Origin of the sequence: Halomonas sp. XH26 (assembly GCF_024138895.1) — a bacterium.
GTDB classification, from domain to species: Bacteria; Pseudomonadota; Gammaproteobacteria; order Pseudomonadales; family Halomonadaceae; genus Vreelandella; species Vreelandella alkaliphila.
The window spans coordinates 3,219,595-3,245,346 of the sequence record NZ_CP071889.1; the positions used below are offsets into that span (position 1 = coordinate 3,219,595).

Here is a 25,752-nt window from a genome sequence, read left to right on the forward strand (position 1 = left end):
CTAAGTAAGTCATCTCATTAAAGGAGCTCTTCATGTCCGTAAAACTAAACCACCCAGTACCTGACTTTTCCGCCCCAGCCACCAGTGATGCGACGGTGACGCTGTCTGAGCTGCGTGGCAAGCAGGTGGTTATCTATTTTTATCCAAAGGCCAGCACCCCAGGGTGCACTACCGAAGGCGGAGACTTTAGAGACCGCAAGCCACAATTCGATGCTGCCAATACGGTTATTATCGGCGTTTCTAGAGATGGTATCCGTGCTCAGGAGAACTTCAAAGCCAAGCAAGATTTTAACTTCGAGCTTATCTCCGATAAGGACGAAACCGTATGCCAGATTTTTGACGTTATCAAACTTAAAAAAATGTACGGCAAAGAGCATCTTGGCATTGAGCGCAGTACTTTCCTAATCGACAGCGAGGGTAAACTTGCCCAAGAGTGGCGCGGCGTTAAAGTACCAGGGCATGCCGATGAAGTACTAACAGCAGCAGAAGCGCTTCACGCCAACTAACAAAGTCAAGAGCACCGCATCCTTCACGGGTACAGCGCGAAGCGGTGCCGCGACTGATTCGCAGGCAATTTTTCCGTTCGCGCCTCGTGTACTGCGGTTAGATGGTGCCTTTTAATTTTCAGCCAATGGGAGCTGCTTTTCTCCCTCTCTCTCTGCCATTCCTCTGGGCCATGCATAAACCAGTGCTTTTAGCAGGGTGGCCAGGGGAATCGCAAAGAAAACGCCCCAGAACCCCCAGATACCACCAAAAAACAGCACCGCAACAATAATGGAAACCGGGTGAATATTATTCGTTTCTGAAAACAACACCGGTGCAAGCACATTCCCATCAAGCGCTTGAATAACGCCGTAAGCAACAACCACATAAGCAAACTGCTCACTGATCCCAAAATGAAATCCAGCAACGGCCGCTACTGGGATGGTGACCACCGCCGCGCCAATGTATGGCACCAGAACAGAAAAACCCACCAGCACTGCTAACAAGGCGGTGTATGGCAAGCCAAAGAAAGCGAAGGTAAAAAAAGCGACCGTACCAACGATAATAATCTCTATCGATTTGCCGCGTATGTAATTTGCAATCTGACGATCCATCTCGTGCCAAATACGCGTTAACAGCGTACGCTTTTGCGGTAGCAACGACAGTGTAAAACCTACCAAAGACTGGCGATCCTTTAGCATGAAGAATACCAGTATCGGCACTAACACTAAGTAAATAATCAACGACATAATATTGCCGAGCGATGCCAGTGACAGCGTTAATGCACGCTGTCCTAGCTGGCTAATTTCCCGGCTGGCAACGCCTATCCAACTCTGCATTTGATCAGGGGTGATTAAGTTAGGATAACGAGCCTGAAGTTCGTCTAACCATCCTTGGCCGCTAGCAAACATACGTGGCGTTTCCTGAACAAGCCCGACAAGTTGATTCCAAATCAGCGGCATCAAAATAAAGGCCATTGTTAGCAACACGCTAACAAACGCCACAAACACAACAATGACCGCTAGCAAATGAGGCACACCGCGTCGCGTCAAGGCACTCACTACGCCCTGCAGTAAAAAAGCTATCACAAGCGCGGTGAAGAACGGCGCTAGCATCCTGCCAAACCAAATAATGGCCGCAAAACCAGCTACCAATACCAAGAGAAGAATTAACGCCTCTTCGTCTGAAAAGTAGCGATCAATCCAACTTTTCAGAATAGTGCGCATGGTCATGAGTGAGACATCCCTGCTTTGCGTATCCAAAAATAGTACATATCGCCATGCTGCTCGCGTGCTTCTAACACATGATCACTAAGCTCAGTGAAAGATGCCATATCACGCCACGAACCAGCATCCGTTGCTCTTACTTCAAGCAATTGACCTGGGGCCAGCCCTGCCAACGCCTGTTTGGCTTTTAATAATGGCAGCGGGCAGTGCAACCCGGTAGCGTCCAACACCGTATCGGGTTTAATGCTATCGTTTGACCTAGACTCTGTGTGCTCGGACATACCCTCTCCCCCAAAAGACCTACTTGATCAAAATACTTACTTGAATACGGCATTGTTACATAAACTATTTCTTTAAAACGGTCGCTGAGAATTTGATTTAACGGCACTTACCTGCCTGAATCAATGTCACACCGCTGTTTGCTGCGTATATTACTTGAAAATCAGGAACACCATGAGGATGCCATGCTGCACCTTCGATTCGCACTTTCTCGCCGAGCCTACGCGCTAGCGTTCATGCTGAGTGTCGCCAGTGTTAGCCCACCCAGCTTTGGCTTCGACGATTATCAGCTCCCAAGCCTAGGTGGCGCTTCAACCTCTGTCAGTAACGAGGAGTATCGCCTGGGTCGCGCTTGGCTTCGTCAATTTCGTGCCCAGGCACCACAGTGGCAAGACCCTATTGTAAATGACTACCTAGATAGTCTAGTTGCACGCCTTGCTCCCCACAGCCAGCTTGGCAACCTTCGCACAACGACAGTGATGGTTGATAACGGCTCTCTCAATGCTTTCGCAGTCCCAGGGGGAGTCATAGGTATCAATTCAGGGTTATTTGCCTTCGCTGAAGATGAGGGAGCCTTTGTGTCGGTTATCGCCCACGAGTTAGGCCACCTATCTCAACGACACTACGCCAGGGGCAGTGCACGTGCGGAGCAAACACAGCTGCCTGCAATGGCCGCCATGCTGGCCGGCATGCTCATTGCCGCTAGCGGAGGCGGCGATGCGGGCATGGCCGCCGCTATGGGTTCCCAAGCGGCGCTAATTCAAGACCAATTGTCTTATTCACGACGCTTTGAGCAAGAGGCCGACCGGGTTGGTCTGCAGGCAATGGCAAGCGCTGGATACAACCCTGATGCGATGGCGCGGATGTTCGGTGCCATGCAGCGGATGGCACGACTCCAGGGCGGCACGCCACCAGAGTTCTTACTTACCCACCCGGTGAGCGACAGCCGACTAAGTGATGCTCAAGCACGCGCATCACAGCTAAATATTGCCGACGCCTATACCAGCGACACGTTATACGACATGATGCGCGCCCGCGCACTTTTGAGCATTTACCACAACACACCGCAACAAGCTGCGTCACGACTTGCTCAAGAGAATAGCGAAGAACAAGCGCAACGCTATCTATCAGCGCTAATTGCAGCTCGAAATGGCCAAACAGACAACGCACTGCAAACCATTGACCAATTGGCCCGCGAGCTACCTGACTACGGCATGCTACCTGCTTCTGCCGCCACCGTTGCGCTAGAAGCACAGCGCTATGAGGAGGCTATTACGCGTAGCCAGCGTCTGCTTCGCATCATGCCCAACTACTTACCTGCTCAATTGGTGTTAGCCGAAGCACAGCTCCAGCGCGATCCGCAAGCAGCCTATGAGTTATTACGTGATATTACTGATCAGCACCCTGAAACCCCTCAAGGGTACAATCTTCTTGCCGAAGCGGCCGGACGCAGTGGCTATAATGGTTGGGGACACTTAGCGCGAGCAGAACACTTACAGCTAACGGGTAGAATTGACCGCGGTATTCGCCAGTTGAGCATCGCCAAAGATGCCGCACAGCAAGAGAATGATCAACAGGCACTGGCGCGTATCGAACAACGCAGGGAAGCGTTCATTGAATATCGAGAGGCACTAGAGAAGTTTTGACGTTTCAAAAAAACAGCCCGAATGCTTATCGCATTCGGGCTGTCGCTTTGCTGCTATGGAGAGTTTATACGCTAGGCATTAAAGTTCAACATTCGCTCTAATGGTTTTAACGCCTGCAGGCGCAGCGTGTCATCAACAAAAATCTCACCGCTACCATCACGCAACGCACCAGCCAAGTTATCCAGAGCATTCATCGCCATCCAGGGGCAATGTGCGCAGCTACGACAGGTAGCACCGTTACCTGCAGTGGGCGCCTCAAATAGTGTTTTATCGGGCACCGCCTGCTGCATTTTAAAGAAAATGCCGCGATCAGTAGCAACGATCAGTTTGTCATTGGGCAACGTTTGCGCGGCTTTGATCAGTTGAGAGGTTGAACCTGCAACATCGGCCAATTTGACCACGGCATCGGGCGATTCCGGGTGCACCAGTACAGCAGCTTCAGGATAAAGACGCTTAAGATCTTCAATCCCCTTTGCCTTAAACTCTTCGTGAACGATACAGGCACCGTCCCACATCAGCATATCTGCACCGGTTTTTTTCTGTATATAACCGCCTAAATGCTTATCCGGCGCCCACAGTATTTTTTCACCTTGGGCTTGAAGGTGCTCAATAACTTCGACTGCAATCGAAGAGGTGACGACCCAGTCAGCGCGGGCTTTTACAGCAGCAGAGGTATTGGCGTATACCACAACGGTACGATCCGGATGCGCATCACAAAAAGCGCTAAACTCGTCAGCTGGGCAGCCAATATCCAGCGAACAGGTCGCTTCCAGGGTGGGCATTAAGACGCGTTTTTCTGGCGATAGAATTTTCGCTGTTTCCCCCATGAAGCGTACACCTGCAACCACCAGCGTTGTTGCATCGTGCCGCGCACCAAAGCGCGCCATTTCAAGGGAGTCAGCAACACAGCCACCGGTCTCTTCAGCCAGCTGTTGAATGGCATCATCGGTGTAGTAATGGGCGACGAGCACCGCATTGTGTGCTTTTAGCAACTGCTTGATTTCGGCTACCCGTGCCTCATCTTCCGCAGGAATGCGGGTAGGGCAGTACGGGCTGGGGAGCGGAGCGTCAAGCTCAGCTTGAGTAGTCATAATAGTCATCGTGTCTACCACTGTGACGAACAGGGAATCCCCCTGTTAAACACCGGCCACGGCGTGTGCACTCCGCAAACGCCGCACTCGATGCGACAAGCCTCTGCGTCTCTCGCGGTGACTCGTCGCTCTGCCCGCCATTAGCCCGGGCAGCGCTACCGTGACATCATTGGTAGCTATAACTAAGACTATTGTGGTGTTAAATCGTTGCCCGCTGCAAGCATAAAGTGTGCGATAGAACGCTTTATCACCGAATAGCAAAACGCCCCTGGCAGCAAGCTACCAAGGGCGTTAAATTTGGTGGGTCGTGTAGGATTCGAACCTACGACCAATTGATTAAAAGTCAACTGCTCTACCAACTGAGCTAACGACCCAAATTTTGCTACGCACCTAGTTGACCACTTGGCGCTATAAACTGGTTCGAATGGTGGGTCGTGTAGGATTCGAACCTACGACCAATTGATTAAAAGTCAACTGCTCTACCAACTGAGCTAACGACCCCCTCGAACGGATGCATATAGTACGGATAGAGCTCGCCAATAGCAAGCCTTTTTTACCTTTCAACAATAAGCATCCGTCAAAATCACTCTTTTTAGCTACTTCCAACCGCTCTTAATTATTCCTAGCCACGCTTAGGCTTACGCATAGCTTGAACCGGGCGGCGTTTGTGTTTATCACGGCTCCAGCGATTTTTCTCGTCGGGTGTTAGTGCAGGTACCTTGCGAGTTTCCAGGTTTGCCAATGTGGCCAGGTCGTCGACTTCATCCTGGGAAAGCTCAACCCACTCGCCTGCTTTGGCGCGCTTATCAAGGAAGATGTTGCCGTAGCGCACCCGCTTCAGACGACTAACTGTTAGCCCCTGAGATTCCCACAAGCGACGCACTTCGCGGTTACGACCTTCTAAAATCACCACGTGGAACCAGGTATTAATGCCTTCGCCACCAAACTCTTGTACGTCAGTAAAGCGCGCAGGACCATCTTCTAACATGACGCCATCAACCATGGCGACAATATGTTCGCGCTTGACTTCACCCATCACTCGAACCGCGTACTCACGCTCTACCTGGGTCGAAGGGTGCATTAGTCGGTTAGCAAGCTCGCCATCTGTGGTGAATAGCAACAAGCCGCTAGTGTTAATATCCAAACGGCCAATGGCAACCCAGCGCTCGCCTTTCAGCCGCGGAAGACGTTCAAACACCGTGCGACGCCCTTCTGGGTCTTTGCGTGTGCACAGCTCACCTTCCGGCTTGTTGTACATAATCACACGGCGCGGCACTTCCTCTTCGGGGCGCAGCGACACAGGGCGATCATCAAAACTGACCTTGTCGCGGGCTTCTACTCGGTCGCCTAACTTGGCTACCTGGCTATTAACCTTTACCCGGCCGTCGGAAATGGCAGTTTCCATTTCGCGACGTGACCCTAGCCCTGCCCGGGCCAGTACTTTTTGCAGCTTTTCACTGGTGGGGGGCGTGGTGTTATTACTCTGACTCATGGTCGTCTGACCTCACATCGTTAGTCTGCGTGCGCGCATCATCATCGTTACGCTGCGCACGTGCCGCTAGGCGTGCCTCTAAATCGGCAAAACTCAGCGGCTGGGTTAACGCCGTCTCGGCGTGTTTATCAGCTATCTCTGCTGCAACAATCTCAGCTGAGTTTATCTCTTCACTCTGGGGTGGCGCATCCTGCACGGTTTCTGGCGTTTCGTCCAGTGCTGGTTGCGCTTCATCTTGCTCAATAACCGTATCGCTATCATCGGCATTGACCAGCTCATGCATCGGCGGCAATGCATCCAAGGTTTTCAGGCCAAAATCATCTAAAAAGCTGCGGGTGGTGGCATAAACAGCTGGTCGCCCAGGCACATCTCGGTGGCCTACCACGCGAATCCATCCCCGCTCCATTAGCGTACGGATAATAGAGCTGCTAACACTTACACCGCGCACGTCTTCGATATCACCCCGCGTCACTGGTTGGCGATAGGCAATCAGCGCCAGTGTTTCCAACAATGCCCGGGAGTATCGCTGTGGCCGCTCATCCCATAAGCGCGACACCCAATGAGAGAGCCGTGGGCGAATACGCAACTGGAACCCTGATGCGGTCTCTACTAGCTCCAGCGCCCCGTCTTCATGGCGCAGGACAAGGCGGGACAACGTATCGCGCAGTGCTTTTTTAGACGGACACTCGTCTTCTAAAAACAGCGTTTCAAGCCGCTCTAGAGAAAGCGGCTCACCAGCGGCAAGTAATGCCGCTTCAATAATATCGTCTAACGTGGTGTCTCTCACGGCGACTCCTCGTCAGGCTCAAATACTGACTCTTCAAACGCAGATTCTGAGGCGTCATCGTCTGAGTCAGACTCCTCAAATGCGCTCTCTTCTTCTCCATCTGTGAGGGCTGCACGCCGCGCACGCACATGAATGGGCGACAGTGGCGCGTTCTGAACAATTTCGATCATGGCTTCTTTGGCTAATTCTAAAATGGCCATAAACGTAACAACGACTCCAGCACGCCCCTCTTCCAGCGTAAACAACGCTTCAAACGGGGTATAGCGCTGATGGTCCCCGTCGTGACTTAACTGCTCCATAATTTTCAGCATGCGTTCGCGGGTAGAGAGAACCTCACGGCTGATTTGGTGGGCTTGCGCCAACTCAGCGCGTTTCAGAATATCTGTCAGCGCTCCCAGCAGCTCATCTAACCCTACATCGGGATGAATTACCCGTGCCTCTAACGGGGGCAGACCCGCCTGCACACTAAACCAGTCACGCCCTACCCGAGGCAGCGTGTCCAACGTTTCGGCGGCTTCCTTTAAGCGCTCATACTCTTGCAGACGGCGAATTAGCTCAGCCCTGGGATCTTCTTCCTCTTCGCCTTCTGCCTTCGGTGGGCGTGGCAGTAGTGTGCGGGATTTAATTTCCGCCAGCATAGCCGCCATTAATAAGTACTCTCCGGCCAGCTCAATCTCCATGGCTTTCATCAGTTCCACATACTCAATGTATTGATGAGTAATAGTCGCCACATTGATCGTCAAGATATCCAGGTTCTGACGGCGAATAAGATAGAGCAGCAGATCAAGCGGCCCCTCGAAAGCCTCTAGAAACACGCGTAGCGCCTCCGGAGGTATATAGAGATCCTCCGGCAACTGCATGATGGGCTCATCAAACAGACGCCCAAGCGCTTCCACTACCGGTTCGGCAGCTGGCTCAATAAGTTCGTGATCAACGGGGGCGTTTGGCGTCTCGCTCACGCGGGGCGTGTTCCTTTTTAGTTAAACATCCATGGTTAGTTAAGCGCCCATGGTTAGTTAAATGGCTATGCCCGCCAGTGTAACAGCGTGCCACCTATCGAGGCATTATCGCTAGCCTGCCTCAGCCGCCTTGCGATAACGCCCTTGGTAGTCAAACAGCTTATCGCGAAGCTGCCAGTGCCGTCCGACTTTACGCCCCACAACAAAATCAGGATGGCGCAGGCGGCGCTGCTCTTCGATCACCTCGGTCGGCGAAGCAGGCTGCCACTTAGCGCCTGGGGCACGCAGGTGGTTACGTAAAAAAACAGCATAAAATGCCCGCCGTTGAGCAGGCGTTTCCAGCGCAAACCACTCCGCCAAGCTCGCGCCATCTTCATCGTAATAGGTCACTTTTAGACGTGGCAGCCCCCGCCCATTGGCCGTGGCCTCTAACTGCATACCGCTGACTCGCAGCACTTTGGCATCTTTTAATTTGAGTGCGTCTTTGAGCTTATCGTCGGCATCCACCAGCAGTTGCTCGCAACCATGACATCGGCGGGCGGCAATATCATTCTCAGCGCCACACTGCTCACAAACTTTAAAGCGAAAACGAAAATCACACTGTTTTTGATCGGTGCCCTGCCTGCCCTTGCCCGGCTTAGCGGGCGGATTGGGATTGTCTACCAGCCCCTGGCAGCGGCGGCCAAAATGCTCAATCACCAGCTCTCCATCACGCTTACCCCAAAACAGATTGGCATGGCCACACGCTGGACACTCAACCTGGACCGGTTCGCTGTCGCTGTCTGGTTTTGGCTCGCCGACTTCTGGCGCATAAAGATCCCAGGGATTGCCTGCGAAATCCAACACTAGGCAGTTGGTTTTATCCGGCGATAAACGCAGCCCTCGGCCAACAATCTGCTGATAAAGGCTCACCGATTCCGTGGGCCGCAGAATAGCGATTAAATCCACATGGGGCGCATCGAACCCTGTGGTTAGCACGGCCACATTAACTAGAAACTTAAGCTCACGCGCCTTGAACGCCTCAATCAGAGAGACGCGCTCTTGGGAGGCCGTCGCGCCGGTAATCAACGCCGCTTGGTCCGCAGGTAAGTAGCTGATGATTTCTTCAGCATGAGCAACCGTTGCGGCAAAAATCATCACTCCTTGACGTTCTTCAGCGTACTCAACCACCTGCTGAATAATCCTTGGCGTAGCACGGCTACCGGCAACAACGCGATTGAGCTCTTCCTCACGAAACAACCCACTGGGCGCAGGAGCCAAGGCAGAAAAATCGTAGCCTTCAATGGCCATATCCAGCCGTTTAGGCGCCGCCAAAAAACCTTGTTTCACCATCAATCGTAGCGGCTGTTCAAAGACGCAGTCGGCAAAGAAGCACGCTTCATCGCCACGCACCATGCCATGGTGATGGCGGTGGTAGATAAATCCCTGCCCTAACCGAAACGGCGTAGCGGTTAAGCCGAGAATTTTTAGCTGTGGGTTCTGACGCTGCAGATGCTCAATCACTTGGCGATAGCTGGCATCTTTTTCCAGCGATACTCGGTGGCATTCATCAATCACCAGTAACGTAAAACTGGCGTCACTGAAGCGCTCCAGATTACGCACCACCGACTGCACCGAGCCAAACACCACTTGTCGGCTGGCTTCTTTACGCTTAAGACCTGCACTGAAAATATCTGCCTGAAGCCCGTAGGCTTGGTACTTGGCATGATTTTGCTCAACCAGCTCACGCACGTGGGCCAGCACCAGCACACGGCCACGGGCTAGCCTGGCCAGCTCAGCAATCACTAACGACTTACCGCTCCCAGTGGGCAATACCACCACTGCAGGCGCGCTGCTGGCACGGAAGTGGCCCACCACGCGTTTTACAGCCTCCGTTTGGTAGGGGCGTAAACGGGGTGGTGGGCCAGAAATGGGATCGCTGGAAGGGCTGAATTGAGGCATGTCAGTCGAAACGCGGGGCGCGACGCTCCATTCGTGCACTCACCGCCTCACGCTGCTCGGCACCGGCTAAAAGCTGCTGCTGCAAATGCGCTTCGAGGGCTAGTCGATCACGAGGGGCTAAATCCGGACTGCATGCAAACAGTTCACGAGCCGCAGCGACGGCACGAGGTGAGCGCGAGGCAATAAGCGCAGCGGTTTCCCGGGCGGCTTCCTGGGGCGTATCGCTCAGGCGGCTGCCCAAGCCCAACTGATAGGCCTCTTCACCTGATACCTTGCGCCCACTTATCGCCAATTCCTGGAGTACATCCTGACGCAGCCCCGCTCCAGTCACGCTAATGGCCATATCAGGGATGATCCCCCAGTCGATCTCAAGCAGCGCCAGACGTGCGCGGGGGTGGAGAATGCGGATATCGGCGCCCAAGGCTATCTGCAAGCCGCCGCCGTAAACATGCCCGTGCAGAGCAGCCACCACGGGAACGCCCGCCTCGCGCCAGCCTAGAGCCAAGCGCTGAACCGAGTTGATGCCCGCTTCATCGGACGCCAGCAGGGTGGGCAGCCGCTCCGCCTCGCTCATGATCGACGCCATATCGAGTCCCGCGCAAAAGCTGTCACCATCGCCGCTCAAGACCACCGCACGCAGCCCAGCGAGCTGGGTCAGGCACTGTTGGGCTGCCAACAGACCATCAATCATGGCCCAATCCAGGCCATTATGGTGGTCAGGTCGCGACAACATGACCTCAGCCACGTGGTCAGCGAAGGTCAGGGTCACACGTTCATTGAGGATTTGATGCATTCGAGCTCCCAGAAGATTCCTTTGGCTCGCCATCGATGGGCGATAGCTGAGCTTGTGAAGTAGTGCGCTTATGACGTGATAAAAGCGCTTGTGAACTGAGTGTGGCGCGAAGATGAAGCATTTTCAAACACACGTTTCATTCTATCGCAACCACCGCCAAGATCACTTCTCCACCACAGGAAAAAAGCGGCCCGCAGGCCGCTTTTCTTTAGCATGGCAGGGCGTATCAGCCCAGCCATACACGGGCGTTACGGAATAAACGCAGCCAAGCGCCATCCTCAGTCCACTCGGCCGGACGCCAGGAGTTGGTAACCGCACGAGCCACCCGCTCTGGGTGAGGCATCATAATGGTCACGCGGCCATCCGGCGTGGTGAGGCCGGTGATTCCTGACGGCGAGCCGTTAGGGTTAGCTGGGTAGCGGGTTGTTACTTGACCGTAGTTGTCGATATAACGCAGCGCTATCTGGCTGCTGGACTGCATACTGCGCAGATGCGCGGTATCACGGAACTCAGCACGTCCTTCGCCGTGGGCCACAGCAATCGGTAATTTAGAGCCTTCCATACCCGCCAGCAGAATCGACGGGCTTTTCTCTACCCGCACCATCGCCACACGTGCTTCAAACTGCTCAGATTCGTTACGCTCAAACGCAGGCCAGCTTTCAGCCCCCGGAATCAGTGTCTTAAGCTGCGAGAGCATCTGACAACCATTGCACACGCCCAGCGAGAAGCTGTCATCACGGGTGAAGAAGTTGGCAAACTGCTCACGGGCACGCTCATTGAACAGTACCGACTTCGCCCAACCGCCACCTGCACCCAGCACATCGCCGTAAGAGAAACCGCCGCAGGCGACTAGCCCTTTGAACTCATCAAGCGAAACACGCCCTTCCAGGATGTCACTCATGTGCACATCCACTGCGTCAAAGCCCGCTTTATGGAATGCCCAAGCCATCTCGACCTGACCATTAACACCTTGTTCGCGCAGCACGGCAACAGCAGGCTTGGCCGTGTTGATAAACGGCGCGCTGATATCATCGTTGATATCAAAGCTAGGCGCGGCGCTTAGGCCAGGATCACGAACATCCAGCAGGTTATCGAATTCGTTCTTAGCGCATTCGGGGTTATCACGCAGCGCCTGCATGCGGTAACTGGTTTCCGCCCAGGTGCGCTGAGTCAGTTGGCGAGTAGTTTCCAGCAGCGGCTCTTCAAACAGCGTTACCCGCACCTGGTCGTCATAACGGGGACGCGCAATAACACCGCATGTTTCGATACCTGCAACGGCAAACTGGGTAAGCACTTCTTCAGTGTGCTCACGGCTCACCTGAATCACCGCACCCAGCTCTTCAGAGAACAGCGCATTGAACGCTTCCACCGGCTCATCAATCAGCCAGTCCAGCTTAATCTCAAGGCCCGCATGGGCAGCAAAGGCCATTTCCAACAGCGTGACCAGCAGGCCACCATCGCTACGGTCGTGGTAGGCCAGCAGCTTGCCATCGCGGTTGAGCCCCTGAATGACCTCAAAAAACGCCTTCAGGTCTTCTGGGTCATCAACATCAGGACAGTCATTACCGACTTGACCATAGACTTGCGCCAGCGCAGAACCACCTAAGCGGTTTTGTCCATTTCCCAGGTCGATCAGAATCAGATCTGATTCGTCCTGCTCCAGATTGATTTGCGGTGTCAGCGTCGCCATTGCATCGGTCACTGGCGCAAACCCCGTCACCACCAGCGAAAGCGGCGATGTGATGCTCTTTTCGTCGGCACTGTTTTCGTCCGAACTGTCGCCTTCCTGCCAAGCGGTACGCATTGACATGGAATCCTTACCCACCGGAATGGCAATGCCGAGTGCCGGACACAGCTCCATACCTACGGCATGTACAGCATCATAGAGCGCCTGATTTTCACCGGGATGGTCGGCAGCGCTCATCCAGTTAGCTGAAAGCTTAATATCCGACAGTTTGGCAATTGGCGCCGCAGCTAAGTTAGTAATCGCTTCGGCAACGGCCAGACGGGCGCTGGCAGCGGGGTTAATCAGCGCCACTGGCGGGCGCTCGCCCATCGCCATGGCTTCACCAGCGTGGGTGTCGAAGCTAGCAGTGGTCACGGCCACATCGGCCACCGGTACCTGCCAAGGGCCAACCATCTGATCGCGGGCGACTTGGCCGGTAATTGAACGGTCGCCAATGGTAATCAAAAAGCTCTTCGATGCCACGGTTGGCAGGCGCAACACTCGATCCATCGCTTCGCGCAGATCCAGATTGTCGAGCATGACGCCAGAAAGCTCTAAAGTTTGACGTTCAAACGAACGCGTCATCTTCGGCGGTTTGCCAAACAACACGCTCATCGGCAGATCGACCGGCTTGGTATCAAAATGGCCGTCGCGAACTTCCAGATGATGATGCTCCATGGCCTCGCCGACCACCGCATAGGGGCAACGTTCGCGCTTGCACAGTGCGTCAAAGGTATCCAGGTCTTCGGGGGCAACGGCCAGCACATAACGCTCTTGGGCTTCGTTACACCAAATTTCCAGCGGGCTCATACCTGGCTCAGCGTTAGGCACTGCACGCAGGTCAAACAGACCACCGCGATTACCGTCTTTGACCAGCTCCGGTAAGGCGTTGGAAAGCCCGCCTGCACCTACATCGTGAATAAAGCGAATCGGGTTTTTATCGCCCAGCGCCCAACAGCGGTCGATGACCTCCTGGGCGCGACGCTCAATTTCCGGGTTTTCCCGCTGCACCGAGGCAAAATCTAAGTCCGCGCTAGACTCGCCTGATGCCATGCTAGACGCTGCTCCACCACCCAGGCCGATTAGCATGGCTGGGCCGCCCATCACGATTAGCTTGCCACCAACGGGAATTTCGCCTTTCTGCACATGGTGAGCACGAATATTGCCATAACCACCGGCCAGCATAATCGGCTTGTGGAAGCCGCGACGCTCGATACCATCGTCGCTCAGCGTATCCTGCTCGTAGGTACGGAAGTAGCCCGTCAGATTAGGCCGGCCAAATTCATTGTTAAACGCCGCACCACCGATGGGGCCGTCCAGCATAATTTGCAGCGCCGACTGCATGCGCTCTGGCTTGCCGTAGTCAAACGCTTCCCAGGGTTGTACGAACTCGGGGATGCGCAGGTTGGATACGGTAAAGCCCGACAGGCCGGCCTTCGGCTTGCCGCCGATACCGGTCGCCCCCTCATCACGAATTTCACCACCAGAGCCGGTCGCCGCGCCAGGGAATGGTGCAATCGCTGTAGGGTGGTTGTGGGTTTCCACCTTCATCAGAATGTGGATGGGCTCTTGGTGGGCGTCGTAGCTGGCCCGCTCCCCCTCAGCGCCGATCAGTGGCGTGGGGAAGAAACGCCCCCCTTGGCTACCTTTGATCACCGCTGCGTTGTCGCTATAGGCCGAGAGCACGTTATCCGGCGAGGTCGCAAAGGTGTTCTTAATCATCTTAAACAGCGAATGGCTCTGGGCTTCACCATCAATAACCCAGTCCGCGTTGAAGATTTTGTGGCGGCAGTGCTCCGAGTTCGCCTGGGCAAACATCATCAGCTCGACATCGCTAGGATTGCGACCAAGCTCAATAAACGCAGCCACTAGATAGTCGATTTCATCGTCGGCAAGCGCCAGCCCTAATTCTCGGTTGGCTGTTGCCAACGCTTCGTGGCCGCCTTCCAAGATATCGACACTGCCCAGTGGCGCAGGGGTATGATGAGCAAACAGTTTGACCGCATCAGCAACGTCAGCCAGCACGTTCTCCGTCATACGGTCGTGCAGTAACGCGCTGATCGCGTCTAACTGTTCAGCGCTAGGCTCACTGCGCAGCGCTACCCGATAATCGACACCACGTTCGATGCGATCAATCTGGTGCAGCCCACAGTTATGAGCAATATCAGTTGCTTTAGAAGACCATGGCGACTGGGTGCCTAAACGCGGCACAACCAGGAAGCGCTGGGCGTTTTCAGGAATGTCTTGGCTTGCGTGGCTGCCATAATCAAGCAGCTTGGCCAAACACTCCTGGGCAGCATCATCCAGTGTCTCGCGGTGGTCTATGAAGTGGACGTAATGGGCGGACAACGCCTCCACCTCGGGAACACGTTCACGCAACACCGTTAACAGCCGTTCATGGCGGAAGGCAGAAAGGGCAGGTGCGCCTCGCAGTTCGAGCATATCTGGGAGCCTCTAAAGCAGGAAGAGTTCGTGCGGGAAATCAGTGGGCCGCAGCGCGGCAATCTCACTATGATACTGGAAAGCGGCGGCCACACGAAATCAACAAGGTGACAGCATCTCTCAGGCTGGGTATCGTGGCAGCTTGTTTCATGCCGACAAGACGCCATGCTGACGTTGATTTGCCGACATTTTATAGCGCGTTATCGCGCCTATTTTGCAGTCATTGTTACGCTTTTCTTAGCGTTAATTCCGCGCGCCACCACGCCGGTACCGCAAGGTGAGCACCTCGCTCAGATCATCGCGAAAGAATTTATTACTATTCATACCCGCAATACACCAACCACTTACTATGAAGGCCGCCAAGGCCCCACTGGCTTTGAATATGAGCTGATGCATCGATTTGCTGACTATTTGGGGGTTAGCTTAAATCTCAATGCAAGCCACCATCCTGAAAGCGTGCTGCCTGCCGTACGAGAACAAGGAGACCTAGGTGCTGCGGCGCTACCCTTGCTGCCAGATTCACCCGGCATTCATTACACCCGCTCAATTATCCAGATGCAGCCACTGGTGGTTTATCGTCGCGGCTTGAACGGCATAAACGAGCCAAAAAATTTAGTTGGTTTGGAATTAGGCACGCTTAGCGAAGCAGGCACCAGCCAATCACTCCTCGCCCTTCAGCGCGACTACCCAAGTTTAAGCTGGAAAGAGTCTCACGAGCTTGAAGTAGCAGAACTGCTGGCTCGGGTGGAAAACGGCACGCTGGATGCCGCAATTATTTTTGATCATCAGTTTCGTCTCAATCGGCTCTTTTTCCCTAACGTCGAGCGCGGTTTCTTTTTGGGAGAGCCGCTGTCATTAGCCTGGGCGGTACCTAGCGGGCGCGGGCTGGGGCTATTGGAAACTGCCAATCAGTTTCTTCAAGAACTGCAGGAAAGTGGCACGCTGGAGCAGCTCGTCAGCCGCTATTTTGGCCATGATGATTATTTGGAGTACGTGGGAACACGCACGTTTTTAGCCCATCTTGATGAACGCCTGCCAACCTATAGCGAGCTTTTCAAAAAGGCTGCTCGAGACACGGGGTTTGACTGGAAACTGCTGGCCGCCGTGGGCTATCAGGAATCTCACTGGGACCCTAACGCAGTGTCTCCCACCGGGGTGCGCGGCCTAATGATGCTCACCAACCCAACCGCCAGCGAGATGGGCATTGCTGACCGCACTAATCCTGCCCAGAGCATTGATGGTGGCGCCCGCTATTTACGTAGTATTAAAGATCGCCTGCCAGAGAGCATTGTCGGCAATGACCGGCTCTACATGGCGATGGCAGCCTATAACGTTGGACTCGGGCACCTATACGATGCCCGCAAGATCGCCGAAATGCGCGGCGGCAACCCAGACAGCTGGCAAGATGTCCGTGCAGCGCTGCCCTTACTTCAGCAACGGGAATGGCACAGCCAAACTCGCCATGGCTATGCACGCGGCGGTGAGCCTGTGATCTATGTACGCAACATTCGCCGCTACTACGAGATGATTGAGTACGTCGAACGCAGTCGCCAGCAGTTTTTCCAGTTGGGACAAACACTGGTTAGCGATGAGCCTCTGTTACTCTTTGATATTATTCCACCCATGGAATAATGATTGGTTGCTACTCTCTATACCGCCACTCGTTGACGATAGTAGCGGGCTAGCGTTTCGTAGCAAAAAACTGTTTTAGCAATTTTTTTGCCGGCGCTGCCAGCACACCACTGGTGACGACTACTTGATGATTGAACCACGGCTGAGCAAGCAAGTTGGCTTTTGATTCGACCATCCCCGTGCGCGGCTCTGCCGCACCATACACCAAGCGTGTTAAGCGGGCATGGACCATGGCACCCGCACACATCATGCATGGCTCAAGCGTTACAAATAGTGTGCAGCCCTCTAAGCGATAGTTACCTACTTGCTGTCCCGCTGCTCTCAGCGCGCGAATTTCCGCGTGACCGCTAGGGTCGCAACTAGCTACCGGTGAGTTTCGCCCTGCACCTATAATAGTTCCCAGAGCATCCACCACTACAGCCCCCACCGGCACCTCGCCCTCTTTAAAGGCAAGGTGTGCTTGGTCAAGCGCTCGGTGCATGTAAAATTCGTCGCTGCGTATCAAGACAAACTCCGCTAAGGTAGCAAAACGATCGTTTTAATTGTGCCATAGCCGCATAGATACCCTGGCAAACATTAGCGGCCAAACGGACAGCACTAAGGATACCGAGAATGAACGATGCGCTGAAGTTACTGGTAAGCTTACTAGAGCTGGAAACACTTGAAGAGACGCTATTTCGTGGCCAAAGCCAAGACCTCGGCTTCCCACAACTCTACGGTGGCCAGGTATTAGGCCAAGCATTAGCAGCTGCGGCCCGCACCGTGCCCGATGATCGCCGCCCACACTCACAGCATGGCTATTTTCTGCGTCCCGGCGACCCTCACCGCCCCGTCGTCTACCAAGTAGACACGATTCGCGATGGTGGTAGCTTTACTACTCGGCGCGTTACCGCTATTCAAAAAGGGCGCCCGATCTTCTTCTGTAGCGCTTCGTTTCAAAGCGCCGAAGAGAGCATTAACCACCAGCGCGCCATGCCCCACGTGCCTACGCCAGAAGCGTTAATCGAAAGTGGAGATGTAAAGCATGCGCGTTTCCCAGGTCATCCTATCGAGTTTCTGCATTTAAAAGGCAATCCAGGCAATGCATCGCCTGCAGGTCAGTGCCTATGGTTTCGCCTAGCGGGCGGAACGCTGCCCGATGATCCAGCCCTGCATCGCCACCTGCTTTCCTACGCATCGGACTTCAACCTACTAACGACCGGACTGGTTCCCCACGGTATCAAGTTTACCGATCCCAAACTGCGCATCGCCAGCCTGGACCATGCCCTGTGGCTACACGAAGATACCCGCCTGGATGACTGGTTACTCTACGTGATTGACTCTCCCTGGGCTGGCGGCGCCCGCGGTTTAGCGCGCGGTCATATTTACCGACGCGATGGTCGCTTGGTGGCCTCTACCGCTCAAGAAGGACTGGTGCGCTACCCGCAACAGCACTAAAGCACATCAATCAACCGGTGCGCAAAAACACCGACGCCCGCTATCAGCGGGCGTCGGAGGATACATCAACGTGCGCTATAAAGTTTACGCACCGTAAACGTCATTAATTGTTTTGAGCGGATAGTGCGCGGGATAAGGCTTACGCGCCACACCTGAGTCTACGGCTGCCTGAGCCACCGCCGAAGAAACTCGGTCTAGCAGGCGAATATCGACCGGTGTCGGGATAATGTACTCACGCCCAAAACTCATCTCAGTGCGCTCGTAGGCGTCTAACACTTCTTGGGGTACCGGCTCTCGGGCTAGATCCTTCAGAGCGTGGACAGCAGCCAGCTTCATGGCTTCATTAATGCGTGTCGCCCGAACATCTAAAGCACCTCGGAAAATAAACGGGAAACCCAATACGTTATTTACCTGATTCGGGAAGTCCGAACGGCCGGTGGCCATGATCACATCAGGGCGTGCCTCGCGGGCCACAGCTGGGTGAATTTCCGGATCTGGGTTAGTACAGGCGAAAATAACCGGGTCTGCGGCCATTTTTTTCACTTGCTCGGCAGAAAGCAGCCCCGGGCCTGAAAGACCAATAAACACATCAGCACCGTCGATGGCATCGTCTAACGTGCGCATATTGGTATGGCGGGCGAATTCAGCTTTATACTCGTTAATGCCATCGCGATCAGCGTGAATAACACCGCGACGATCAAGCATCACCAAATTCTTTTTATTAGCGCCACACGACACTAGCAAACGCATGCAGGCAATCGCTGCAGCTCCCGCGCCCATACAGACAATCTTCACATCTTCAATACGCTTATTGGCAATATCCAGCGCATTAAGCATACCGGCAGCGGTCACAATGGCCGTACCATGCTGATCATCGTGAAATACTGGAATACTGCAGCGATCAATCAAGGCCTTTTCGATTTCAAAGCATTCGGGGGCTTTGATATCTTCCAGGTTAATACCACCCCAGGTATCCGCAATACGCGCCACCGTATCGATAAACGCCTGCGGGCTTTCAGCATCCACTTCAATATCGACTGAGTTAATGCCTGCAAAGCACTTAAACAGTACGCCCTTACCTTCCATAACCGGCTTACTGGCCAGCGGGCCAAGGTTACCAAGGCCTAGAATGGCAGTTCCGTCAGAAATGACAGCGACCAGATTCCCTTTACCAGTGTAGCGATACGCGTTTTCCGCCTCACGGGCGATTTCGCGAACCGGCTCAGCAACGCCAGGGCTATACGCCAGCGCCAGATCACGCGCGGTAGCTGTGGGTTTGGTTAACTCCACAGACAGCTTACCGGGAATCGGTTTAGCGTGATAATCCAAAGCCGCTTGCTTATTTGCATCCATCATGGTCAAGGTCCAATCAGCCTAAAGTAGAAAAGTCACTCCAGAATATAGAAAAAACCCATGCGCCTCAAGCACGTAGTAAACTTTGCAGAAAAACAGTTGTTTCAAACCCGTTTCCAACATGTTCGTAACTTTTCAACACCATTTGCTGCAACTTATAAATAAGTACGATAGCCATAAAGGTTTGCTTATTGATGCAATGCGGAATTTATGAAAATAAATTCCATTAAAAACCATAAAAAACCAACCTTTCCACAGGCCTGCCTTTACAGAAGCGGCTGTGGACAAGTATCTATTTTAAGCATCTGCTAGACGCATCCATGGATACATTATTACTAAGCAAAATAAGCCTTCAGAAGGCCTATCAGGTAAGGAAGGGAAAGGAAAATGGAAAAAGCGTGCCTCTGAGAATAAAAAGCCCACGCCGTAGCGTGGGCTTACATTGCAAACACACTGTGTGTTTGCAGCAGCGCAAATCCGTTAGGATTAGCCGCGCTTAACGGCAGCGCCGAAACGCTTGTTAAAGCGTTCTACACGGCCACCAGTGGTCGCTTGCTTCTGCTTACCAGTGTAGAACGGGTGGCAGTTGGAGCACACGTCCAGAGAGAAGTCCTGACCAGAGGTAGAACCAACCTGGAAGCTTGCACCGCAAGAACAGCTAGCGGTGACCGTGTTGTAATTCGGGTGGATACCTTGTTTCATCTTGAGCCTCATGAGCTGTATGCCGCCACCTGATCCGTTGCCAGGCACCGCATACGGGTTTGAAAAAACTGCTAACCGGTTAACCGCTCCATCCTATGGATTCAGAGCGGCCGCGCATTCTAGCAAACTAAACGCCGGAGGCCAATTGTCCGACTCTGTTTCTAACCAGGCACGCCCTCAAGGCGGGTCCTCAGCACCTTTTCAAGTGCTTAAAGTCGCTCTACCATCACCACTGCGGCGTTTATTTGACTATTTACCAACACGCCAACCACCCGCTTGTGGCTGGCAGATAGGCCTTAGAGTACGCGTCCCCTTTGGCCGCAGAGAAGTGGTCGGCGTGGTGGCAGAACTTGCCAATGGCAGCGAACTGCCTCACGGGAAGCTACGCGCTATTAGCGAGGTGCTCGATGACACCCCCCTGCCCAACGACTGGCAGTGGCTATGCCATTTCGCGGCCCGTTATTATCAGCACAGCTTAGGCGACACGATGCAGCTGGCCATGCCTGCCCGGCTGCGCCAGGGCCATCCGATGGGGGGACGAACACAGACCCTGTGGCTGCCGCTATCACCTGGGGACGACCTACCGCTTCAGCGAGCACCGAAACAAGCCGAGCTGTATGCCCTGCTGCGCCAGCATCCACATGGACTGGCTGGTCGAGCAATCACTGCTCATGGTTTCACCCGTGAACAGCTTCTATCCTTGCAAAAAAAGGGCTTCGCCCGTGCCCAGGAAACCACGCTAACCCCAACACCGTCCGCTGGCGGCAACCTGCTGGCCTCACCATCACTGCCGCTGAACAGAGAGCAGGCCTCGGCACTTGCCGTATTGCATGAAAAGCTCGAAAGCTACCATCCCTGCTTACTTGAAGGCGTGACCGGTAGTGGTAAAACCGAAATCTACCTTCAGCTAATTGAAGCCCTCGCCGCTAAAGGCAAGCAGTCCCTGGTACTGGTGCCTGAAATAGGCCTCACGCCTCAAACCCTGGCGCGCTTTAAGAGCCGCTTTAGGGTACCGGTAGTGGCGCTACACTCGGGGCTTACCGACCTGGAGCGCCTGGATGTATGGGAAGCCGCTGCCAATGGCCGCGCGCTAGTCATTATCGGCACTCGTTCGGCTATTTTTACGCCACTCAAAAACCCAGGCGCCATTATCGTCGACGAAGAGCATGATGGCTCCTATAAACAGCACGACGGGCTTCGCTACCACGCCCGGGACTTAGCCGTTGCCAGGGCTCATTACCACAATATCCCCCTGCTGTTAGGCAGCGCCACGCCTTCTTTTGAGAGTTTGCAGCAAGCGCTTTCCGGCCACTATCGCCATCTGCGTCTTACCCAACGTCCCAGTCGACACCCACCAGCCAAGCTTGAATTGATTGACCTACGTCATCAGCGACGCCAGGGGGGGCTTCTGCCCGGCGCCATCACCGCTATCAAAAACACCTTAGCGTCAGGCAAGCAGGCGCTCGTTTTTATTAACCGACGGGGATTCGCACCAACGCTGGCTTGCCATAGCTGTGGGTGGATCGCCGAATGCGGACAGTGCGACTCGCGCATGACGCTGCACCGCCAGCCTTCCCTTTTGGCCTGCCACCATTGCGATAGTCGACGCGCGCTACCAGACGCTTGCCCCGAGTGTGGCAGCGGTGACCTACGCGCCCTGGGCAGCGGTACCGAACGAACTGAAGAAACGTTGCAGGGATTGTTCCCAAACGTCACCGTTCACCGTATTGACCGCGACAGTACGCGTAAAAAAGAGAGTTTTGAGCAGATACTCAAAGAGATCCAGCGAGGCGAGCCATGCTTGCTCGTCGGCACCCAGATGCTGGCGAAAGGCCACCACCTACCCCATGTCACGCTGGTCGTCGTCGTTAATGCCGACGGTGGACTTTACGCTGCTGATTTTCGCGCATTGGAACACAGCGCGCAGTTGCTGGAGCAGGTCGCCGGTCGCGCAGGACGTGCCGCTCATCCAGGGCGGGTTCTGGTACAAACGCTGCACCCAGATGACCCGCACTTGGGCCAACTTGCGGAGCACGGTTATGGCGCACTCGCCCGTAGCCTTTTGGAAGAGCGCCGCCTCGCTATGCTGCCGCCTTTTTGTTTTATGGCATTGCTACGCATTGAAAGCCCTCATGAAGAAGCTGCCACGGCTTTGGGCCAGCAGGCTGCTCAAGCACTTCAACAATGGTTAACAATGGTAAAACTACCGGTGCGCTGCTTAGGCCCCGTCCCAGCTCCCATGGAGCGCCGTCAAAACCGTTATCATGTGCACATCATGCTGGCAGCAGATAAACGTAGCCAGCGCCATACCGCTGCTAACTGGCTGGTACAGTGGTTAGAAGCCAATCGTGAGGCGCGCAAAGTCCGATGGTCAATCGACATTGACCCGCAAACTCTCGCGTAGAGTCTCGCGTAGAGATAGACATATCGTGGGCCATTGGCTCGCCCTGTAACGTAATACGGCTTTGAAACTGCGCGCCAATTGCCGATAATGACCGCTTTGCCGCTGCCTAACATGAGCGCATGCACACGCCGCCACTGACGACATTCGGATATTTAAATGAAAGACACAATTGTTACTTTGCTAGAAGGCGCGATTGACGCGCTTAAGCACCAAGGCGTGCTGCCCGACGATTTACAGCCGACGATTAAAGTTGACCCCACTAAAGATAAAGCGCACGGCGACTACGCCACCAACCTAGCGCTTATGCTGGCGAAGCCCGCAGCAAAGAAGCCGCGCGAGCTAGCCGATCTACTGGTCGCCGCCCTCCCCGCGAGCGATGCTATTCAAAAAACCGAGATTGCTGGCCCCGGCTTTATTAATTTTTTTGCTGCCACGGATGCGGCCGCTCAAATTGTTGCTCAGGTGCTCGATAGCGGCGATGCTTTTGGCCGCAGCCTGATTGGCAAGGGCGAGAAAGTCCAGGTGGAGTTTGTTTCTGCCAACCCGACAGGACCTCTTCATGTTGGCCATGGCCGTGGCGCAGCAATAGGCGACTGTATTTGCCGCCTGTTAGAAGCCACCGGCTACGATGTGACGCGCGAATTTTATTACAACGATGCCGGCGCCCAGATCAAAAATCTGGCGCTTTCTGTTCAAGCTCGCGCCAAGGGCCTTGGGCCAGATGACCCCAGCTGGCCAGAAGACGGCTATCGCGGCGAGTACATTATTGATGTGGCCAACGACTACATGGCAGGCAAAACGGTGGCAGCCGATGACCGTGAAGTCACCGCTAAAGCAGATGCCAATGACCTAGATGCCATTCAGGCCTTCGCTGTCGCTTGGCTGCGCCGAGAACAGGATTTAGACCTGAAAGCGTTTGGCGTTGAGTTTGACGTCTACTTCCTTGAGTCATCGCTTTATCAAGACGGCAAAGTAGACGCGACCGTTGAGAAGCTCGTTGCGAATGGCCATACGTACGAAGAAGACGGTGCCATGTGGCTGCGCACCACTGACTTTGGCGATGACAAAGACCGCGTGATGCGCAAACGGGAAGGTGGCTACACCTACTTCTTACCGGATGTGGCCTACCACCTGAATAAGTGGCAACGCGGCTTTAAAACCGTGATTAATGAGCAAGGTGCTGACCACCACTCCACGGTTACCCGTGTTCGTGCTGGCTTGCAGGCACTGGAGGTCGGCATTCCCAAAGGCTGGCCCGACTACGTTCTGCATCAAATGGTAATGGTGACCCGCTCAGGCGTAGAGGTAAAACTTTCCAAACGTGCTGGCAGCTATGTCACCGTGCGCGACCTAATTGATGAAGTTGGCCGTGATGCTACTCGCTTCTTCCTGGCCGCACGCCGGGCGGATTCGCAGCTTACCTTTGATATCGACTTGGCGCGCTCGCAGTCGAACGATAACCCGGTGTATTACATTCAATACGCCCATGCGCGGGTATCCAGCATGCTGCGCAAAGCCGAAGATGCAGACCAGCCATTCAACCACAGCGTCGCTCTAGCTCACCTCGCACTGCTCGATAGCGACCAGGAAAAGGCCGTGCTTAATCGCTTGGCACGCTACCCAGAAGTGGTTGAAAACGCCGCTAAAAATCGCGAGCCCCAGCAGGTTGCTCAGTATCTATTGGATCTTTCAGGTGATTTCCACACGTGCTACAACGCCGTTAAAGTCATGGTTGAAGACGATACCCTGCGTAACACACGCTTAGCTCTTGGCCTAGCAACCAAACAGGTGCTTCGCAACGGCCTTGATCTTATGGGGGTCAGCGCCCCAGAGGAGATGTAAGCGATGGCCAGCCCAAAAGAGAAGCCCGCCCGCCGAGGCGCAACCTCTCAGCGCAAAGCCAGCAAAAGCTCAGGTGGCGGATTCAAAATTCCTGGCTGGCTTTGGGGGATAGCAGGCTTAGCGGCAGGCTTCTTCCTAGCACAGCATCAACATGGCACCGCTCCTTGGCAAGAGCAGGAAGACACGCCCCAAGCGACTGTCTTGCCTAAGCCTGCTGACAGCGATGAGCGTAGCGCTGCGCGTCAAACAGAAACCGTCGCCGAGCCATCAATGCCAACGTTTGAGTTCTACACGCTGCTGCCAGATACAGAAGTCATTGCTCCAGGCGTGTCGCTGCCATCAACCGTGAACCGCCCCGAGGCAGCAGCACAGCAGGAACAAACGACGGCAAGTAACAACGCGACAGCTAACGAAACAACGACAAGCAGCGCAAGTGCGCGTCAGAACGATGACCCTATTGCTCAGGTTATTGCAGCTAATATGCGCCCTGAAGAGCAAGTGGCCGCTGCCCAGCAAGCGCCTGCCAGTAACACGCCTAACCGCTACATGCTACAGGCCGCGTCGTTTCGAGAGCTAAGCGATGCCGAGCAGTTGCGTGGCCGTCTGCGCAACTTAAGCCTGCTAGCCCAAGTTAGCGAAGTAAAGGCTAATGGCGATACTTGGCACCGTGTTCAAGTAGGCCCTTACGAAGATACTCGTGAGCTTAACCGCGCCCAAGACTTAATGGCCACACAAGGCATTGAGCCACTGCTGATCCAACTGCAGAACTAGTCTAACCACAGACTACTTTAACTAAAGGGCTAGACAGGCTTTCATCGCCATAAGCCCCGTTAAAAAAACAGTTTATCTAACAGCTTTATTTAGCGGGCGGTTGATTTTTTATCAGCCGCCCGCATTTTGTTGTGAATCGCTTTTTATACGGTCTTTTAAAATGGCCGATCAGTCATCGGGAGCATGTGTCTCCCCCAAGGAGTTATCTCCATGACCACTATTGTATCCGTACGCCGCGGTAATCAGGTTGCCCTTGCAGGCGACGGCCAAGTATCTCTGGGCAACACCGTAATGAAAGGCAACGCGAGCAAAGTACGCCGCCTGTATCGTGGCAAAGTACTCGCTGGTTTTGCTGGCGGCACCGCCGATGCCTTCACCCTGTTTGAGCGTTTTGAAGCGCAGTTAGAAAAATACCAAGGACACCTCACCAAAGCAGCGGTTGAGTTGGCCAAAGATTGGCGCACCGATCGAGCTCTGCGCCGCCTGGAAGCACTACTGGCCGTAGCGGACCACAGCGCCTCGCTGATTATTACCGGTAACGGTGATGTGGTTGAGCCTGAACGCGGCATTATTGCTATTGGCTCTGGCGGCAACTTTGCCCAGGCAAGTGCCCGCGCACTATTGGAAAACACCGAGCTTTCTGCTCGTGAAATTACTGAAAAGTCTCTCGAAATCGCCGGCGACATCTGCGTATTTACCAATCACCACGTGACGCTCGAAGAGCTGAACATCAACGACCGTTGAGG

General features: G+C 54.3%; 20 protein-coding genes and 2 tRNA genes. 8 read left to right on the forward strand and 14 right to left on the reverse strand.

Annotation, left to right across the window (positions count from 1 at the left end; genetic code table 11):
* The first annotated feature begins 32 nt into the window (after nt 1-32).
* Complete coding sequence (locus J4377_RS14785) at nt 33-506, forward strand: peroxiredoxin (protein WP_253486038.1); 474 nt, start codon at nt 33-35, stop codon at nt 504-506.
* Nucleotides 507-617: 111 nt separating this feature from the next.
* Here J4377_RS14785 and J4377_RS14790 read toward each other — a convergent pair whose 3' ends face one another.
* Nucleotides 618-1,715: an AI-2E family transporter gene (locus J4377_RS14790; protein ID WP_038478049.1), complete on the reverse strand. Its 1,098-nt coding sequence runs from the start codon at nt 1,713-1,715 to the stop codon at nt 618-620.
* Nucleotides 1,712-1,990, reverse strand: coding sequence for a sulfurtransferase TusA family protein (locus tag J4377_RS14795; protein ID WP_038478052.1), 279 nt, complete (start codon nt 1,988-1,990; stop codon nt 1,712-1,714). Before J4377_RS14795 ends, J4377_RS14790 begins: the two co-directional genes overlap by 4 nt.
* A gap of 183 nt (nt 1,991-2,173) precedes the next feature.
* Here J4377_RS14795 and J4377_RS14800 point away from each other — a divergent pair, with 183 nt between their 5' ends.
* Nucleotides 2,174-3,634, forward strand: a complete 1,461-nt coding sequence (locus tag J4377_RS14800; protein ID WP_253486039.1) for a M48 family metalloprotease — start codon at nt 2,174-2,176, stop codon at nt 3,632-3,634.
* A 71-nt stretch (nt 3,635-3,705) separates the two neighbouring features.
* On the opposite strand, the gene nadA is transcribed toward J4377_RS14800, so the two are convergent.
* The 9 genes from nadA to purL form a co-directional block, all read right to left on the reverse strand.
* Nucleotides 3,706-4,734: a quinolinate synthase NadA gene (nadA, locus tag J4377_RS14805; RefSeq protein ID WP_253486040.1), complete on the reverse strand. Its 1,029-nt coding sequence runs from the start codon at nt 4,732-4,734 to the stop codon at nt 3,706-3,708.
* 289 nt (nt 4,735-5,023) lie between these two features.
* A tRNA-Lys gene (locus J4377_RS14810) sits at nt 5,024-5,099 on the reverse strand.
* Nucleotides 5,100-5,150: 51 nt separating this feature from the next.
* A tRNA-Lys gene (locus J4377_RS14815) sits at nt 5,151-5,226 on the reverse strand.
* Between the two features lie 121 nt (nt 5,227-5,347).
* Nucleotides 5,348-6,217: a 23S rRNA pseudouridine(2605) synthase RluB gene (gene rluB, locus J4377_RS14820; protein ID WP_038478061.1), complete on the reverse strand. Its 870-nt coding sequence runs from the start codon at nt 6,215-6,217 to the stop codon at nt 5,348-5,350.
* Complete coding sequence (scpB, locus tag J4377_RS14825; RefSeq protein ID WP_038478064.1) at nt 6,204-7,004, reverse strand: SMC-Scp complex subunit ScpB; 801 nt, start codon at nt 7,002-7,004, stop codon at nt 6,204-6,206. Before scpB ends, rluB begins: the two co-directional genes overlap by 14 nt.
* The gene (locus J4377_RS14830) at nt 7,001-7,963 is read right to left on the reverse strand and encodes a ScpA family protein (protein WP_253486041.1); all 963 of its coding nucleotides are present in this window, start codon (nt 7,961-7,963) and stop codon (nt 7,001-7,003) included. Before J4377_RS14830 ends, scpB begins: the two co-directional genes overlap by 4 nt.
* Before the next feature lie 111 nt (nt 7,964-8,074).
* A complete protein-coding gene (locus tag J4377_RS14835; RefSeq protein WP_253488156.1) occupies nt 8,075-9,904 on the reverse strand; it encodes a DEAD/DEAH box helicase in 1,830 nt (609 codons plus the stop codon).
* A gap of 1 nt (nt 9,905) precedes the next feature.
* Nucleotides 9,906-10,697, reverse strand: a complete 792-nt coding sequence (locus J4377_RS14840) for a crotonase/enoyl-CoA hydratase family protein (RefSeq protein WP_038478071.1) — start codon at nt 10,695-10,697, stop codon at nt 9,906-9,908.
* A gap of 226 nt (nt 10,698-10,923) precedes the next feature.
* Entirely contained in the window at nt 10,924-14,865 is a 3,942-nt protein-coding gene (gene purL, locus J4377_RS14845) for a phosphoribosylformylglycinamidine synthase (RefSeq protein WP_253486042.1), read from the reverse strand.
* A gap of 165 nt (nt 14,866-15,030) precedes the next feature.
* On the opposite strand from purL, the gene mltF reads away from it, so the two are divergent.
* On the forward strand, nt 15,031-16,497 hold the full coding sequence (mltF, locus tag J4377_RS14850) for a membrane-bound lytic murein transglycosylase MltF (RefSeq protein ID WP_253486043.1): 1,467 nt from the start codon (nt 15,031-15,033) through the stop codon (nt 16,495-16,497).
* Nucleotides 16,498-16,546: 49 nt separating this feature from the next.
* Here mltF and tadA read toward each other — a convergent pair whose 3' ends face one another.
* Nucleotides 16,547-16,999, reverse strand: a complete 453-nt coding sequence (tadA, locus tag J4377_RS14855) for a tRNA adenosine(34) deaminase TadA (protein WP_217181852.1) — start codon at nt 16,997-16,999, stop codon at nt 16,547-16,549.
* A gap of 110 nt (nt 17,000-17,109) precedes the next feature.
* Between tadA and J4377_RS14860 the strand changes: the two genes are divergently transcribed.
* On the forward strand, nt 17,110-17,934 hold the full coding sequence (locus J4377_RS14860) for an acyl-CoA thioesterase II (RefSeq protein ID WP_253486044.1): 825 nt from the start codon (nt 17,110-17,112) through the stop codon (nt 17,932-17,934).
* Between the two features lie 84 nt (nt 17,935-18,018).
* Here the strand turns inward: J4377_RS14860 and J4377_RS14865 are convergent, their stop codons facing one another.
* Entirely contained in the window at nt 18,019-19,290 is a 1,272-nt protein-coding gene (locus J4377_RS14865; RefSeq protein WP_038478085.1) for a malic enzyme-like NAD(P)-binding protein, read from the reverse strand.
* Nucleotides 19,291-19,773: 483 nt separating this feature from the next.
* Nucleotides 19,774-19,989 (reverse strand): 50S ribosomal protein L31, encoded by a 216-nt coding sequence (rpmE, locus tag J4377_RS14870; RefSeq protein WP_009724828.1) that lies wholly within the window; start codon nt 19,987-19,989, stop codon nt 19,774-19,776.
* A gap of 19 nt (nt 19,990-20,008) precedes the next feature.
* Here rpmE and J4377_RS14875 point away from each other — a divergent pair, with 19 nt between their 5' ends.
* From J4377_RS14875 to hslV, 4 genes are all read left to right on the forward strand, one after another.
* Nucleotides 20,009-22,393 carry a primosomal protein N' gene (locus J4377_RS14875; protein WP_253486045.1) on the forward strand — a complete coding sequence of 795 codons (2,385 nt, stop codon included), beginning with the start codon at nt 20,009-20,011 and terminating at the stop codon, nt 22,391-22,393.
* Nucleotides 22,394-22,549: 156 nt separating this feature from the next.
* The gene (argS, locus tag J4377_RS14880) at nt 22,550-24,235 is read left to right on the forward strand and encodes an arginine--tRNA ligase (protein ID WP_253486046.1); all 1,686 of its coding nucleotides are present in this window, start codon (nt 22,550-22,552) and stop codon (nt 24,233-24,235) included.
* A 3-nt stretch (nt 24,236-24,238) separates the two neighbouring features.
* Entirely contained in the window at nt 24,239-25,006 is a 768-nt protein-coding gene (locus J4377_RS14885; protein WP_095604516.1) for an SPOR domain-containing protein, read from the forward strand.
* A gap of 210 nt (nt 25,007-25,216) precedes the next feature.
* Nucleotides 25,217-25,750, forward strand: a complete 534-nt coding sequence (gene hslV, locus J4377_RS14890) for an ATP-dependent protease subunit HslV (RefSeq protein ID WP_009724832.1) — start codon at nt 25,217-25,219, stop codon at nt 25,748-25,750.
* Nucleotides 25,751-25,752 lie beyond the last annotated feature (2 nt).

Coding starts and splice junctions, on each gene's coding strand:
- J4377_RS14865 (WP_038478085.1), bottom strand. CDS start 19,290: ATGATGGATGCAAATAAGCAAGCGGCTTTGGATTATCACGCTAAACCG.
- J4377_RS14840 (WP_038478071.1), bottom strand. CDS start 10,697: ATGCATCAAATCCTCAATGAACGTGTGACCCTGACCTTCGCTGACCAC.
- hslV (WP_009724832.1), top strand. CDS start 25,217: ATGACCACTATTGTATCCGTACGCCGCGGTAATCAGGTTGCCCTTGCA.
- J4377_RS14785 (WP_253486038.1), top strand. CDS start 33: ATGTCCGTAAAACTAAACCACCCAGTACCTGACTTTTCCGCCCCAGCC.
- mltF (WP_253486043.1), top strand. CDS start 15,031: ATGCTGACGTTGATTTGCCGACATTTTATAGCGCGTTATCGCGCCTAT.
- argS (WP_253486046.1), top strand. CDS start 22,550: ATGAAAGACACAATTGTTACTTTGCTAGAAGGCGCGATTGACGCGCTT.
- J4377_RS14800 (WP_253486039.1), top strand. CDS start 2,174: ATGCTGCACCTTCGATTCGCACTTTCTCGCCGAGCCTACGCGCTAGCG.
- J4377_RS14835 (WP_253488156.1), bottom strand. CDS start 9,904: ATGCCTCAATTCAGCCCTTCCAGCGATCCCATTTCTGGCCCACCACCC.
- J4377_RS14875 (WP_253486045.1), top strand. CDS start 20,009: ATGCCGCCACCTGATCCGTTGCCAGGCACCGCATACGGGTTTGAAAAA.
- rluB (WP_038478061.1), bottom strand. CDS start 6,217: ATGAGTCAGAGTAATAACACCACGCCCCCCACCAGTGAAAAGCTGCAA.
- J4377_RS14790 (WP_038478049.1), bottom strand. CDS start 1,715: ATGACCATGCGCACTATTCTGAAAAGTTGGATTGATCGCTACTTTTCA.
- J4377_RS14860 (WP_253486044.1), top strand. CDS start 17,110: ATGAACGATGCGCTGAAGTTACTGGTAAGCTTACTAGAGCTGGAAACA.
- nadA (WP_253486040.1), bottom strand. CDS start 4,734: ATGACTATTATGACTACTCAAGCTGAGCTTGACGCTCCGCTCCCCAGC.
- purL (WP_253486042.1), bottom strand. CDS start 14,865: ATGCTCGAACTGCGAGGCGCACCTGCCCTTTCTGCCTTCCGCCATGAA.
- J4377_RS14885 (WP_095604516.1), top strand. CDS start 24,239: ATGGCCAGCCCAAAAGAGAAGCCCGCCCGCCGAGGCGCAACCTCTCAG.
- rpmE (WP_009724828.1), bottom strand. CDS start 19,989: ATGAAACAAGGTATCCACCCGAATTACAACACGGTCACCGCTAGCTGT.
- J4377_RS14795 (WP_038478052.1), bottom strand. CDS start 1,990: ATGTCCGAGCACACAGAGTCTAGGTCAAACGATAGCATTAAACCCGAT.